This is a genomic window from Pontibacter ruber, assembly GCF_023630205.1.
Taxonomy (GTDB): Bacteria; Bacteroidota; Bacteroidia; order Cytophagales; family Hymenobacteraceae; genus Pontibacter; species Pontibacter ruber.
The window spans coordinates 673,107-687,223 of sequence record NZ_JALPRR010000001.1 but is presented as its reverse complement, the minus strand read 5'-3'; the positions used below and the strand labels follow the sequence as shown (position 1 = coordinate 687,223).

Below are 14,117 nucleotides of genomic sequence, written 5' to 3'. Positions count from 1 at the left end.
ATGAAAAATCAGGCCGTTGCTTTGCGGCAAACGAGCACCACCGGCTTCTGGTGCATGTCGGTGGTAAAGAACAGGTATACCTCGCCGCCTTCTTTGATGCCCGTCTTTTTGCGGATCTCGGCTACCGATTCGGGGAAGTTGCGGACGGTGATGTTGGCTTTTTTTTGCGGCAACAGGGGCAGAAGCTCCTTTTTATTGTAGCGACTGGTGCCGGAGCAGCGAAAAGCTCTGCCGGGGAAGTCGGCTACATAGGTGCTGGAAGTATAAAGATGGCTGTTGGGGTGCAGCTTGTGCAGGTTATACTTGGCGGCGATGCTTCGGTAGCCGCCAGCCTTAAGTATAGCTGTGTTGGGCTCATAAACGAAAGCCTCCGGATCAGCAAAGGTTACTTTTGCCTGGTCTTCCTGGCTTTTGGTGAAAGTGAGCTGCTGCATACCGCCGCTGGCAAGCAAGTTTACCGCATGCCGCTCCGCTTCACCTGTGGCCGCTCTACTGATAAAGTATAGCACCTCTTTGCACTCGTTCTGGAGCGCTACTACCCATACCTGTGCTACAGTTCCCAACTGCTCCACAGCCAGGTCAATGTCCAGCATGGGAGATGTTTTAAGTATAACAGTGTGGGCTTTGCGGAGGAGTTGTGGCAACAGGCGCAGGATGTCGGGCTCGCAGTCTTCCAGCAGGTGCACCTTTTCATCACGACCTCCGCGGCGTGCCGGATCCAGGTAAATCACGTCGGCTATACTTTCAAAGCTTTCCAGAAACTGCTGCGCTGTGGTATTTATACTATGCACATTATCTGCACCCAGCAATCCGAAGTTATACTTTGCTATCTCCTGCAGCTCCTGGTTCTGCTCTACGTGCACCACCTGCTCAAAACGTTTGGCAAAGTATAAACTGTCCACTCCAAAGCCACCGGTCAGGTCCACGAGCAGCTTTCCTGATACCAGGGAGGCCTTAAACGCCGCCGTAGCCTCTGAAGAGCTCTGCTCCACCGACAGCGTCACAGGGAACACCACATCCGGGTTTGCGACCCAGCTAGGAAGCTTGCCTGCTGCTTTCTGCCGTGCCTGTATCTGTTGCACCAACTCCAGCATGGGCAGGTCAGGGTAGCGCTTCGCCTGAAGCATCAGCTCGGAAGGGTGTTGGTGCAGGTGTTCGGCTATAAACTCTTTCTCTGTCTCGCTGAAGGTGCGCATGCTGCTATACATTGGCTGACGGGTAAATTGCTTTACCGGCAGGGTGTAAAGATAGTTGTTTTTCAGGAGTAGGGGTAAGTTGGTCTCGGATAAGAAAATTTTGTTTAATATTTTTTTAAAAATATTAAACAAAGCCTCAGGCGTCGGGTTGTATTGATGATAAACTTAATAACTAACTTTTAAAATTTTTCTACTATGAAGAAATGGATGAAACTTCTGCTACTTGCTGTACTGCCTGCACTGGCTTTTACCAGCTGCGATGACGACGACGATGATGACGACAGCCTGATGAACAACGCAATGGTGATGGTCGTGCACGCCTCGCCTGATGCGCCCGGCGTAGACTTGCTTATAGATGATGCCAAAGTGAATTCAGCTGCACTTACTTTCCCGAACAACACGGGTTACCTGCCTGTGCGCGCTGGTAACCGTAACATCAAAGTCAATGCTGCCGGTACTTCTACTACGGTTATAAACGCTGATGCAAACCTGGCTGCTAACCAGAGTTATACTATTTTTGCTGCCAATACCTTAACCAATATCGAGCCGGTGGTGTTAATGGATAACCTAGCTTCCCCAGCCTCGGGTAAGGCACATGTTCGTTTTGTGCATTTGTCGCCTGATGCCCCAGCTGTAGACATCGCCGTTGTGGGTGGCCCGGTGATCTTCAGCAACCAGAGTTTTAAATCTGCCACAGCATTTACGCCGGTAGATGCCGCCACCTATGACCTGGAAGTACGCCTGGCCGGCACAGAGACAGTAGTACTTACCGTACCGGATGTGCAACTGGCAAACGGAAAGATCTATACTGTATTTGCGCGTGGTTTTGTAAGTCCGCCTGCAGGTAACAATAACTCACTGGGTGCCCAGATTATCGTGAATAAATAAAGCTGTTTAAGTATAAAGTGGCGCCTGGTACTGCATCAGGCGCCACTTTGCTTTTAGCGAAAGCTATACAGTAACAAGGCAATTGCAGAATTTTGGTTGTGATATGCGCAACAAATTGTGTAATTTTGTGTTTAGAACAGTAAAAAATAGTAAGATGATCGATACGCAGCTTAAATACAAAGTAAAAGATATTTCGCTGGCCGAGTGGGGCCGTAAAGAAATCAAACTGGCTGAAGCCGAAATGCCAGGCCTGATGGCTATCCGTGAGGAGTATGGCCCGAGCAAGCCGTTGGCAGGTGCCCGCATCGCCGGCTGTCTGCACATGACCATTCAAACGGCTGTGCTTATCGAAACGCTGGTAGAGCTGGGTGCTGAAGTTACCTGGTCTTCCTGCAACATCTTCTCTACACAGGACCACGCTGCTGCTGCCATTGCCGCTGCCGGTATTTCTGTATATGCCTGGAAAGGTATGAACGCGGAAGAGTTTGACTGGTGCATCGAGCAGACCCTGTTCTTCGGTGAAGACCGTCAGCCATTGAACATGATCCTGGATGACGGTGGTGACCTGACCAACATGGTACTGGACAAGTATCCGGAGCTGGCCCCTGGCATCAAAGGCCTTTCTGAAGAGACAACTACCGGTGTGCACCGTCTGTACGAGCGCATGAAGAACGGTACGCTTCCAATGCCTGCCATCAACGTGAACGACTCGGTTACCAAGTCTAAGTTCGATAACAAGTATGGCTGTAAAGAATCTTTGGTAGATTCTATCCGCCGTGCTACAGACGTAATGATGGCTGGTAAAGTAGCGGTTGTAGCTGGTTACGGCGACGTAGGCAAAGGTTCTGCTGCCTCTTTGCGTGGTGCAGGTGCCCGCGTGATCGTTACGGAGATCGACCCGATCTGTGCGCTGCAGGCTGCCATGGACGGCTTTGCTGTGAAGCGTATGGCTGACGCAGTAAAAGATGCTGACATTGTAGTAACAGCTACAGGTAATAAGAACATCATCACAGAGCAGCACTTCCGCTCTATGAAGGATAAGGCTATCGTTTGTAATATCGGCCACTTCGACAACGAGATCGATATGGCCTGGCTGAACGACAACTATGGCCACACCAAAGATACCATTAAGCCACAGGTAGACCTGTATAACATCGAAGGCAAAGACATCATCGTGCTGGCTGAAGGCCGCCTGGTAAACCTGGGTTGCGCTACCGGTCACCCATCGTTCGTTATGTCTAACTCGTTCTCTAACCAGACGCTGGCACAGATCGAGCTGTGGACGAATGCTGAGGCTTACGAGAACAAAGTTTATACTTTGCCAAAGCAGTTGGATGAGAAAGTGGCCCGCCTGCACCTGGGTAAGATCGGTGTAGAGCTGGATGAGCTTACTCCTGACCAGGCTGCTTACATTGGCGTGGAAGTGGAAGGTCCGTTTAAGCCGGAGTACTATAGATACTAAGCAAAACTTACGTATAAAGGGAAAGCCGATGCACTGCATCGGCTTTTTTATTTACATGTGACGAGGTATTCCCTGTTCAGATGATGTTAAAACGAGACATCAGTGTTCTTTTATAAGACTTCCCGATCGGGATATCGCCCTTGGAGAACACGACCGAATTTTCTTCCAGAGCCTCGATCTTGTCGAGGTTTGCAATGTAGGAGCGGTGCACGCGTACAAAGTTCTGGGGAGGCAGCTTGCTTTCCATGTCCTTAAGCGTTGAACTTACCAGGTACTTCTGGTCTGCCGTTACTATAAAAGAATAGTTGTCGTAGGCCTCCACCCAAAGGATGTCTTTGTAGTGCACCTTAATGATGCGGTGCTTTACTTTTACGAAAATATAATCAGCAGCAATTTCTGGCTCATGGTTGTGATTCAGAGGCTGTGAAGCAGGCTCTTCTTCTTTAGCCTCAGGCTTTGCACTGGTGTCGTGCTTGTAAAGTGCTATTTCAATGGCGGACCGCAGGTTCTTTTCATCAAAAGGTTTTACCAGAAAACCGTCCGGTTCCGTTTTTTTTGCTCTGTCTATAGTAGCTTTATCTGCATAGGCTGTAAGATAGATAAAAGGTATGCCAAATTCTTTTTTTATGCGTGCGCCTAGCTCTACTCCGTCAATGTCGCCGCGCAGGTTTATATCAAGCAATACCAGGTCCGGGTGCGTTTCCCGGATCATATCGATTGTAGCCTCGCCGTTATCAATTGCACACGTTTCATAACCCAGCTCTTGCAAGCTCGCAGCAATGTCTTCTGCGATGATAACCTCATCTTCTGATATTAATATTTTAGGTTTCGTCATAGCATTAGGTTCTTACGTGAATTTACGAATTATGATGGTAAAACAAAAAATAATGTTGATTTTGTGCCATTATTATTATTGTAATAAATATTGCCGCTCAATTTTTTGCTCAGTGTTGTAACAAGCTTTAAGCCAAAGGATTGGTTCTTACGCTGTTCGATATCTGCAGGCATGCCCGGGCCATTGTCGCTTATGGTAAGCACATAGCTCCTGTCGTTTTGCTTTACTAACTCCAGGTGTAATACTCCTTTCCCTTTATCAGAAAAAGCATATTTAAAAGAGTTGGATATCAGTTCGTTTACAATAAGGCCTAAGGTGATGGCCGTGTCAATGTCTACCTTAACCGGGGGCACCAGGAATTCCAGTTTTACATCCGCCTGCGTAAGGCCATAAGAGGCATACAAACTCTCGCATATGCCCATGAAGTAATCATCGAGGTCGATGTGTGCCAGGTCGTGCTGGTGGTAAAGCTGCTCGTGCAGGATGGCCATGGAGCGGACCCTGCTCCGGATGGCCTGCATTACATCCAGTTCTACAGGATCCTGCAGGTGACGGGCCTGCAGGTTAAGCAAACTGATCACGATCTGCAGGTTGTTTTTTACCCGGTGGTGTATCTCTTTCAGCAGGATCTCTTTTTCTCTGTTCTTTTCCTCCAGCAGGCGGGTGCGGTGGTGTACCTTACGCTCCAGCAGCGTATTCAATTTTACTAGGTTACGCTCCCGCAGGCGCACCACCCCGATAAAAGAGCCGGCTATCACCAGCATCATGAGTGTAACAAACCACTCGTTCCGCCAGATAGGAGGGGCAATGGCAAAGGAATAGGTAAGCGGTTTGGGCATCCAGAGCCCATCGTTGTTGCAGGCCAGTAGCTGGAACTCGTAATCGCCGGGCTCCAGGCTGGAGAAGCTGGCAAAAGACTGCTCCGTTACAGGCGACCACTCTTCATCCAGACCCAGAAGCCGGTACTTGTAACGTACCTGCTCCGGTCCTGTCAGACAGATGCCTTGGTAATCTATGGTAATGTGGTTTTGCTTGTGAGGCAGCTGTGGTTTAACAGGAAGGCCGGTAGTACTATCCGTTTTATAGCCCAGTTTCTCCCAATTGGTGTGCTTCATAAACAGCAGCACATCGGTAAGTATGATTTTTGGGTAAACCTGGTTCTGTTGGTCCAGAGAAGGTATATAGTTTGTTGCACCTTTGGCTGTGCCAAACCACATGGTGCCATCCGCAGCTTCGGCAATGGCGTTCGGGCTCACCTCTATTCCTCTGAAGCCGCTCTTGGCGTTATAGGTTCTGAAAGCTGGTTTCTCTTGCTTGTAAAAAGAGCTGAGCGGCATTTTCAGTACATTCCGGCTGGTGCCTATCCACAGGTGCTGATGCTTGTCTACATACAAACCCGTGATGCCTTGGTTCGGCAGCCCGCTGTTGCTATCGAGCAGCTTCGGCTCTTTCCAGGAACTGTTCCAGATCAGCACGCCTTTATTGAAGCCCCCAAAGTATAAAGTACCTTTATTGTCTTCGGCAATGGTGGTTACCTGTGTGAAGGGCGTGCGGCTAAGAACCGGATGTTGCCCAAGTTTTCCGGCGCTTAAAGTATAAATTCCCTTATCGGTACCGACCCACATAACGCCCTTGCGATCGCGGTGCAGAAATAAAGCTTTCAGGGTTGTATTTGTAGATGCCAGAGGAATAGTGGAGAATCTCCCGCCTGCAAATCTTACCAGGCCGCGTGCGGTAGCAAACCAGGCACTGCCACCTGAGTCCACCAGGCAGTGGTATACTTCGTCTGCCGGCAGGCCATCTTTGCGGCCATAGTGCCTTTGCCTGTTGTTTTGTATGTTCCACACCCCGCTACTTGTGCAAAGCCATACATTATTATCCTGCCAGGTATAAATATTGTTAATAGTAGTGCCTTCAGGCCAATTCTGAGTTGGCAGCCATACCGGTTCCCCGTTTTTCAAATACCCTGCCTGGCTATCATCGGTACCAAACCAGATGTATCCCCTGTTATCCGAAGTAAGTGCTGTTATTTTGGGTTCTTCAAGCTTGCCTAATTCAAAGTAGTGCACGAACCAGGGGTTACGGTGCTGCTGTACGCCATGACCATTCGTTCCGATCCATAACGTGCCTTCGCTATCGGCAGCCAGTGATGCAATGCTGTTTGTACGGAGGCCGTTTTGCTTGGTAAGGTGTACAAAGCGCTCTCCGTCATACTTCAGTAAGCCACCTTTGCGCAATCCTATCCAGATGTTTTTATACTTGTCCTGCACGATGTCCGCTACATGGGCTTCCGTAACGGAGGCAGGAAGCTGTACCGGGTAAAACACCCCCTGATCATACCTTGCCAGCCCGTTGGCCGTGCCGATCCAGAGAGTACCTGCTTTGTCCTGGAACAGTGTGGTGATGGTGTTATGCGGGAGCTCGCTGTTTTGTGTCGTATAGTTTATACTTCCACTGCGATCGGTTTTGTATAATCCCATGCGCTTGCTGCCACTCCAGACGGTGCCTGCAGAAGTACAAAGAATGCTGTTGTATGCCTGCGCCGGCAATTGGCTTGATTTTTTGAAAAGGTCTTGCTGCTGGTAGTATACACCGCTGTCGGTAGCTACCCACAGACGTCCCTTGTTATCTTCCGAAATACAAGTGATGTTTTTGTCGGTGAGGCCCTGCTTATCAGCGTATACTTCAGTGGTATGGCCGTTGTAGCGGGTAAGGCCTGCGTCTGAGGTACCTATCCAGATGTATTGCTTGCTATCCTGAAACAGGTAGCTTGTGTTATTGCTGCCCAGGCCCTGTCGGTCGGTGTAATTGTGAAATGTATTGCCATCGAAGCGGCTTGCGCCCCCAAGTGTGGCAAGCCAGAGCTGCCCGTTGTGGTCCAGTAGCAGACTGTTTACCTGCGACTGCGGGAGGCCGTGTTCCAGCGTCCAGCTCCGGAAATTGTATTGCTGCGAGTACGATAAAGTCCCCTCAAACAGAAGAAAAAGAAGCAGAACTACTCGCATGTGCTATATTATAAGTTACGGGTACTGCTCCACAGGATTCCTAAACAAAAAGGATGGGGCAGTGACTAGATAACGCGTTATAATGATAGTACGGCTTACTTATAAATAGGATATTATAAATTAGATAAGTGCAAGTATAGTTGGTGCTTTTACCTGCCGTTTGTTACTTCCTGGTATACCTGCAGCGTGTGCAAAGCGGTGTTCTCTTTTGAGAATTGTTGGGCCAGGTTTGCTGCTTTTTTTACCAGGCGCTCGCGCAAAGGAGCATCTCTGAGTATTTGGATTACTTTCTGGGCCAACAGGTCCGGGCGTTTTACGGGAGCCAGCAGTCCGGTGTGGCCATCCTTTACAATTTCGGGTATGCCGCCCGCCTGCGTTGCTACCACAGGCACCTGGCAGGCAAATGCATCCAGAATGGTGGTGCCCAGGCCTTCGGTTTCAGAAGTGATCAGCATCACATCCAGTTCGGGCAATATTTCAGGTATGTCGTTTCTGAAGCCTGTAAAGGTAATGTGGTTCTGCAGCTGTTTCTGCTGTACATAAGCCTGTACCTGTTCCCGCTCTGGCCCATCCCCGATGATAAAGAACTGCGCCTGCAGGTGTTGCTGCACCAGGAGTTCTACGGTATCTACAAAAGTAAAGTAGTCTTTATGCGGGGCAATTGCGGATACATTGCCTATGATGGGCAGGTGCAGCGGAAGGGTGAACTCACGGTGCAGTTTACCGGTGTTGCGGCTGTGCGCGAAGCGGCTCATGTCCACACCGCTGTACACAGTTACGCACTTCTCCGGCTGCTTCAGGCTCTGCGAAACCACCTCTTTTATCTTATCCGAAACGCAGACCACCCGCGCTATACCAGGATGGTTATACTTGAACTGCGAGAGGAAATTCTGTTTAACCGGGAAATCAACGCGGCGGCTAAGTATGATCGGGCGGTGGTTGCCCAGTATGTAAGCCCAGATACTGATGGCATGGGCATGCGCGCTGTGTACGTGCACTACATCTACCTGCTGTTGCTCTGCGTACTTTTTTACCTGCCAGGCCGTGCCAAAATCAAACTCGTTGGCAAAGGCAAGTGCAACATGCGGTATGTTCTGCCGGAGGCAGTAATCGTGGAAAGGCGTACGACGGCGGCAGGCTACAAAACACTGCACGCCCTGCTTCAGAAGCTCTTCTATCAGGTAAGCTACCTGCTGTTCGCCTCCGCGCCAGGTTTTCTCCGATACCAAATGCAGTACCCGCATGGCCTAATCCAGTTTATAGTTTTCTTCCTGCAGGCGCCAGATCTTCAGGTAGCGCATAAAAACGCTGCTGGCCGCCAGGTACGCGATCACAAACCCTACACGCCCGTCCAGTATGCCCAGTTTCAGAAAGTACTGCCGCATGAAGCGCGCCCACGGTTTTACCGCCAAATGGAAGAGGGTTACCTGCTTTGTTTTCTTCGCCTTATCCTGTGCCGAAAGCCAGCTATACTTGTTCCACTTGTCAAGGTAGTGCGGCAGGTTTTTGTAAGTATAGTGCAGGATCTTATGCTGTAGAGTACCGGTTGCGCCGGTTACCACCAGTTCTTCGTGCACGTTTTTGTCAGAGTAGCGGCAGTGTGTCCGGTCAAAGAGCCTTACGACGCCGTCGTTCTGCCAGCCGCTGAAGCGCACCTGCTGCCCCATAAAGTAATTCCGGCGAAATATTTTGTATGCCTGGTGGGCAGGTGTTGCCTGCAGCAACTTCCGGATTTCATGTGCGAGCTCTTCTGTAACGCGTTCGTCGGCATCCAGCATCAGCACCCAATTGTTGGCAGCCTGCTCGGTAGCCCAGTTCCGCTGGCGGGAGTAGTTGTCAAAAACGCGCTGTAGAATTTTAATCGGGTATCTGGCGGCAATATCCAGCGTATCATCTGTGCTGTAGGAGTCTACAACAAGCACCTCGTCAGCCCACAGCACCGTTTCCAGCGCCGCTGCTATGTTCTCCGATTCGTTTTTACAGATGATGATGGCTGTTATTCCGTGCATAAGTATAGGCAGAAATCTGTGCCAAAAGTACAACATTCCTGGCTATACTACCGCAACCTTGTAAAACTTTGAAAATGTGCTTGGGAGAGCTAAGTATAGCAAAAGAGGGGGAGGGCGCAGGAACAGCCTGTGAAATAAATTGGAGGGTGATGAGCGACTAGAAAAGGTCTTAAAAACAGGGACAATCAAAAAGAAGCAGAGAACCACAACAAAGCGGTAAGCACCACAGTACTACCAAAATGCGTGAAATATTTTCTAATCCCAGATTAGTATGCGGTCGCAACGTATAAGGAGTTGGTTTGTATAGGCGCTGACATATCCGCTAACCCAAATCTGCCGCAGCATGGCCATTTGCAGGCACATAGCGGTGTGGTGTTGCAACCCAAATGAGGCAAGATAGGTATGTAAGTAAAATTTCTATATTTGCGTATTATACGCGGTTAACTGACTTTATAAAAGTACAAAATCAAGTCAAATGAGCGAGCAAACAGGTAAACAAATGAGTAAGGAGGAAAAAGACGCCCGGTTCGAAGCCGAGTTGCTGCCTGTGTTGGACCCTCTGTACAACTTTGCCTACAGGCTCACTCTGGACGAAGACGACGCGAATGACCTTGTACAGGAAACATATCTTAAGGCTTACCGCTTTTTTGATTATTTTGAACAAGGAACTAATGCAAAAGCATGGCTGTTCCGAATCCTGAAGAACTCCTTCATCAACGAATTCCGGAAAAAGAGCAAGCAGCCCGCCAAGGTGGACTACAGCGAAGTGGAAGGGTACTACAATTCGGATGATGTGGAGGGCGAGGGTGGCGTGGCTACCACAACCGATCTTCGCACCGAGAGTGTGCAGGACCTGATAGGAGATGAAGTGGCGAGTGCACTCAATGCGCTGCCGGTCGATTTCAGAACCGTCATTATCCTTTGCGACCTGGAAGGGTTCACGTACGAGGAGATGGCTAAGATTCTGGATATCCCGATCGGCACAGTACGATCCAGATTGCACCGTGCCCGAAATTCCTTGAAAGAGAAGTTGGAGAACTATGCCAAAAGCATGGGCTATAATAACAGTTAGAAAATATATAGAGTTTGAGCTAAGATGGAATCGAAATTTACAGAAGCGTATCAAAAAACGTCGGAGGAGGGTCACGAATCAGATTGTGACAAGACTGCCCATTTACTGGATCTGATTATTGATGGAGAGGCCTCTGCTGAGGAACAATCCTTTTTTACCACCCATATCGAAGATTGCGCTCCCTGTTTTGAGAGCCATCAAAAGCAAAAACTCCTTAAAAATCTTGTAAGCGGCCATTTAAAGCGCGTTATTGTGCCCGAAAGTCTGGCGTTGTCCATTAAAGCCCGGATTCAAGAAACAGCGTAACCCCTGATGCAAGGTAAAATCATCATATTCTCGGCTCCATCCGGAGCCGGTAAAACTACTATTGTTAAACACCTGTTACAGGTAAATCCTAATCTTGCGTTCTCTATTTCGGCTTGTACCCGCGACAAACGCGGACGCACCGAAGAAAACGGCAAAGATTACTACTTCATCACCCCGGAAGATTTCAAGCAGAAGATCGAGAACGACGAGTTCGTGGAGTGGGAAGAAGTATACGAAGGCGCCTTTTACGGCACTTTAAAGTCAGAGATCGAGCGCATCTGGGAAAGTGGTAAGCATGCCATCCTGGATGTAGACGTTAAAGGGGGATTAAGTATAAAGCATTTTTACAAAGAAAGAGCACTTGCCATTTTCGTTAAGCCGCCTTCCGTAGAGGAGCTGGCCAAGCGCCTTACGGCCCGCGCTACCGATTCTGCTTCCAGCATATCCAGCCGCGTGTTTAAGGCGGAATTCGAGATGAAGTTTGAAGATCAGTTTGACGAAGTGATCGTGAACGACAACCTGCAGGAGGCTTGCAGCAAAGCGGAAAAGCTGGTTGAAGAGTTCCTGAATGCTGAACCTGCTATTGTATGAAGGTAGGGCTGCTGTTTGGCTCCTTTAACCCCATCCACATCGGGCACCTGATCCTGGCAAACTTCATGGCCACCAACACCGACCTGGATGCGGTGTGGCTGGTTGTGTCGCCGCAGAACCCGTTTAAACCCAGCAACACGCTCCTGCACGAGTTCGACAGGCTGCACATGGTGTCGCTGGCGATAGCAGATAACCCGAACCTAGGTGTGTCGAACATCGAGTTTAACATGCCCAAACCAAGCTACACGATTGACACGCTGACATACCTGCAGGAGAAATACCCGAGTTATGAATTTGTGCTGATCATGGGAGAGGATAACCTGGCAGGCTTTCCAAAGTGGAAAAACTACGAAAGCATTCTGGAGTACCACAAAGTATACGTATACCCCCGCTCCGGCTCCCTAACAACCGAGCTTATCGGTATGCCCAACGTGTCGTTTGTTAAAGCGCCCATACTTGATATCTCGGCTACTTTTATCCGTGATTGCTTACGGCAGGAGAAAAGTATAAAGTACCTGGTACCCGATGAGGTGGCCGATTATATCCGGGTGCACAAACTGTACCAGTAGGTTTTTTGTATTATGTAGCACGATATTCGTATCATGACCAGGTAAATGACCTGAATGTATAACAGAAAAGCCCTTCGATCTTGATCGAAGGGCTTTTCTGTTATCGTGTATCTTGATACGTGCTTCGAGATACGAACTTAGATCGTCATGATCTCAGCCTCTTTCTTCGTCAGCAGCTCATCGATCTTTACGATGTGGGCATCGGTCAGCTTCTGTACTTTGGCTTCTGCATCGCGTACGGCATCTTCGGAAGTACCTTCTTTCTGCAGCTTTCTCAGGGAGTCGTTTACATCTTTACGGATGTTACGGATGGCCACTTTGCCGGCTTCCGTTTCATGCTTCACCTGCTTTACCAGGTCGCGGCGGCGCTCTTCTGTCAATGGCGGAATGTTCAGGCGAATGGAATCAGCTTCCTGCAGCGGGTTCAGGTTCAGATCGCTGTTCTTGATTGCTTTATTGATTTCGCCCAGCATGTTTTTTTCCCATGGCTTGATCAGCAGGGTGCGTGCGTCCGGCACAGCGATGTTGGCTACCTGCGAGATAGGAGTAGGGGATCCGTAATAATCTACACGAAGGTCCTCAACCATAGCAGGAGAAGCTTTGCCAGCTCTGATCTTTGTTAGCTCTGAATTGGTGTGCTGCACCGCTTTTTGCATAGACTCCTCTGCTTCGCTGAGGTAAAACTGAATTTCTTCCGTCATATCACTTTTAGCTTAATAAGGTTCTGCTTGAACTTTACTCTTTATACTATAATCTTGGTTACTATTTATTGATGTTCTTTTGCCTTTCTGCTGCCTCAAGGCTGTCAACAGTTTCTTTCAGGGGCTCAGCAATATCTTCCATACTTACCAGTGTACCTATTCTTTCTCCCTGCACCAGGCGCTTCAGGTTACCGGATGTGTTCATGTCGAATACAATGATCGGCAGGCCGTTTTCCTTGCAAAGGGTAAAAGCCGTCATATCCATCACGTTCAGGCCTTTTTCAAACACATCTTTAAAGGAAATGTTGGAATAGAAAACAGCATTCGGGTCCTTCTCCGGGTCAGCAGAGTAAATGCCATCCACGCGGGTACCCTTCAGCACCACATCGGCCTCTATCTCGATAGCACGTAAGCTGGCTGCCGAATCAGTAGTAAAATATGGATTACCGGTACCGGCACCGAAAATTACCACACGGCCTTTCTCCAGGTGACGTACAGCACGGCGGCGGATGTAAGGCTCGCACACCTGCTGAATGTTGATACCGGAAAGCAGTCGCGTATACACACCCAATTTCTCGAGTGCACTCTGCAGGGCCATGCTGTTGATAACCGTAGCCAGCATACCCATATAATCCCCCTGCACTCGATCCAGACCAACTTTTTCTGCCTGCACCCCTCTGAATATGTTACCGCCTCCGATCACAACTGCAACCTCTACTCCAAGTTGAGACACTTCCTTGATCTCCTGCGCGTACTGCATCAGTCTGTTCGAGTCGATGCCGTACTGCTGATCTCCCATCAGCGCCTCTCCGCTAAGCTTCAGCAATATTCTTTTATACTTCACGCGATTTAGTTTGTATAGTTTATGGATACCAGTGTTTCAGACGGGCAGTTGGTGCTGCCCATTCGGCAACACAAAAAATCTAAAATAGGATCAAAACCTGGTTCTTTTCTACGTTCTGCTTTACGGCCACCTTTATTTCCTTCACCACGCCATCGCCCGGCGCTTTGAGGATGTTTTCCATTTTCATGGCTTCCAGGATCATGATCGGGTCGCCCTTTTTCACCTCCTGTCCTGGTTGCACCTTTATCTCAAGTATAAGCCCAGGCATGGGAGCCTTTACGTCGTTCACCTTCTGGGCGTTGGCATTGCTCATGCCGAGTTTGTCGAGCAGCAGGTCAAAGCGGTCTTTCACGCTAACCGTTTGCTTTACGCCATTAATTTTGAAAGTGAAAGTTTTATCCTGGTAGTTGGCTTCCACCAGTTCTGCCGTATACGACTTGCTGTCTTTGATAATGTGGTAGGTGTTGGGGCCTATCGGGGCGATGTCCCAGTTGAAAGGTGTTCCGTTTAAAAGTATAGCATCTTTCTGTATGTCAACCTGCCATGTTTTGTCGTCAGCGGTTTTTACCTGGAGCATCTTCGTAAATCTGGTTTTGAAGCTTAAAGATAATTGATTTATCAGAGTATTTTTAGAAATTA

14 protein-coding genes are annotated in these 14,117 nt (G+C 48.9%); 6 read left to right on the top strand and 8 right to left on the bottom strand.

The annotated features are described in order from the left end of the window. Positions 1–8: 8 nt before the first annotated feature. Positions 9–1,208, bottom strand: coding sequence for a class I SAM-dependent methyltransferase (locus tag MJ611_RS03005; RefSeq protein ID WP_250427924.1), 1,200 nt, complete (start codon positions 1,206–1,208; stop codon positions 9–11). A 183-nt stretch (positions 1,209–1,391) separates the two neighbouring features. Between MJ611_RS03005 and MJ611_RS03000 the strand changes: the two genes are divergently transcribed. Beyond that, positions 1,392–2,084 (top strand): DUF4397 domain-containing protein, encoded by a 693-nt coding sequence (locus MJ611_RS03000; protein ID WP_250427923.1) that lies wholly within the window; start codon positions 1,392–1,394, stop codon positions 2,082–2,084. A gap of 154 nt (positions 2,085–2,238) precedes the next feature. Continuing rightward, entirely contained in the window at positions 2,239–3,546 is a 1,308-nt protein-coding gene (ahcY, locus tag MJ611_RS02995; protein ID WP_250427922.1) for an adenosylhomocysteinase, read from the top strand. 76 nt (positions 3,547–3,622) lie between these two features. Here the strand turns inward: ahcY and MJ611_RS02990 are convergent, their stop codons facing one another. The 4 genes from MJ611_RS02990 to MJ611_RS02975 form a co-directional block, all read right to left on the bottom strand. Further along, positions 3,623–4,381: a LytR/AlgR family response regulator transcription factor gene (locus MJ611_RS02990; RefSeq protein WP_250427921.1), complete on the bottom strand. Its 759-nt coding sequence runs from the start codon at positions 4,379–4,381 to the stop codon at positions 3,623–3,625. 29 nt (positions 4,382–4,410) lie between these two features. Next, positions 4,411–7,386, bottom strand: coding sequence for a ligand-binding sensor domain-containing protein (locus MJ611_RS02985; protein WP_250427920.1), 2,976 nt, complete (start codon positions 7,384–7,386; stop codon positions 4,411–4,413). A 149-nt stretch (positions 7,387–7,535) separates the two neighbouring features. Then, positions 7,536–8,630 carry a glycosyltransferase family 4 protein gene (locus MJ611_RS02980; protein ID WP_250427919.1) on the bottom strand — a complete coding sequence of 365 codons (1,095 nt, stop codon included), beginning with the start codon at positions 8,628–8,630 and terminating at the stop codon, positions 7,536–7,538. A 3-nt stretch (positions 8,631–8,633) separates the two neighbouring features. Continuing rightward, positions 8,634–9,395, bottom strand: coding sequence for a glycosyltransferase family 2 protein (locus MJ611_RS02975; protein WP_250427918.1), 762 nt, complete (start codon positions 9,393–9,395; stop codon positions 8,634–8,636). A gap of 475 nt (positions 9,396–9,870) precedes the next feature. On the opposite strand from MJ611_RS02975, the gene MJ611_RS02970 reads away from it, so the two are divergent. The 4 genes from MJ611_RS02970 to nadD are packed head-to-tail and all read left to right on the top strand — an operon-like array spanning position 9,871 to position 11,933. Continuing rightward, positions 9,871–10,467: a sigma-70 family RNA polymerase sigma factor gene (locus MJ611_RS02970; protein WP_250427917.1), complete on the top strand. Its 597-nt coding sequence runs from the start codon at positions 9,871–9,873 to the stop codon at positions 10,465–10,467. A 24-nt stretch (positions 10,468–10,491) separates the two neighbouring features. Then, positions 10,492–10,773 carry an anti-sigma factor family protein gene (locus tag MJ611_RS02965; protein WP_250427916.1) on the top strand — a complete coding sequence of 94 codons (282 nt, stop codon included), beginning with the start codon at positions 10,492–10,494 and terminating at the stop codon, positions 10,771–10,773. 6 nt (positions 10,774–10,779) lie between these two features. Continuing rightward, on the top strand, positions 10,780–11,364 hold the full coding sequence (gene gmk / locus MJ611_RS02960) for a guanylate kinase (protein ID WP_250427915.1): 585 nt from the start codon (positions 10,780–10,782) through the stop codon (positions 11,362–11,364). Then, on the top strand, positions 11,361–11,933 hold the full coding sequence (gene nadD / locus MJ611_RS02955) for a nicotinate (nicotinamide) nucleotide adenylyltransferase (protein ID WP_250427914.1): 573 nt from the start codon (positions 11,361–11,363) through the stop codon (positions 11,931–11,933). Before gmk ends, nadD begins: the two co-directional genes overlap by 4 nt. A gap of 137 nt (positions 11,934–12,070) precedes the next feature. Here nadD and frr read toward each other — a convergent pair whose 3' ends face one another. The 3 genes from frr to MJ611_RS02940 all read right to left on the bottom strand — a co-directional run bounded on the left by frr (position 12,071) and on the right by MJ611_RS02940 (position 14,055). Continuing rightward, positions 12,071–12,634, bottom strand: coding sequence for a ribosome recycling factor (frr, locus tag MJ611_RS02950; RefSeq protein ID WP_250427913.1), 564 nt, complete (start codon positions 12,632–12,634; stop codon positions 12,071–12,073). A gap of 61 nt (positions 12,635–12,695) precedes the next feature. Further along, complete coding sequence (pyrH, locus tag MJ611_RS02945; RefSeq protein ID WP_250427912.1) at positions 12,696–13,478, bottom strand: UMP kinase; 783 nt, start codon at positions 13,476–13,478, stop codon at positions 12,696–12,698. 79 nt (positions 13,479–13,557) lie between these two features. Then, positions 13,558–14,055: an acetyl-CoA carboxylase biotin carboxyl carrier protein subunit gene (locus MJ611_RS02940; protein WP_250427910.1), complete on the bottom strand. Its 498-nt coding sequence runs from the start codon at positions 14,053–14,055 to the stop codon at positions 13,558–13,560. Positions 14,056–14,117: the final 62 nt, after the last annotated feature.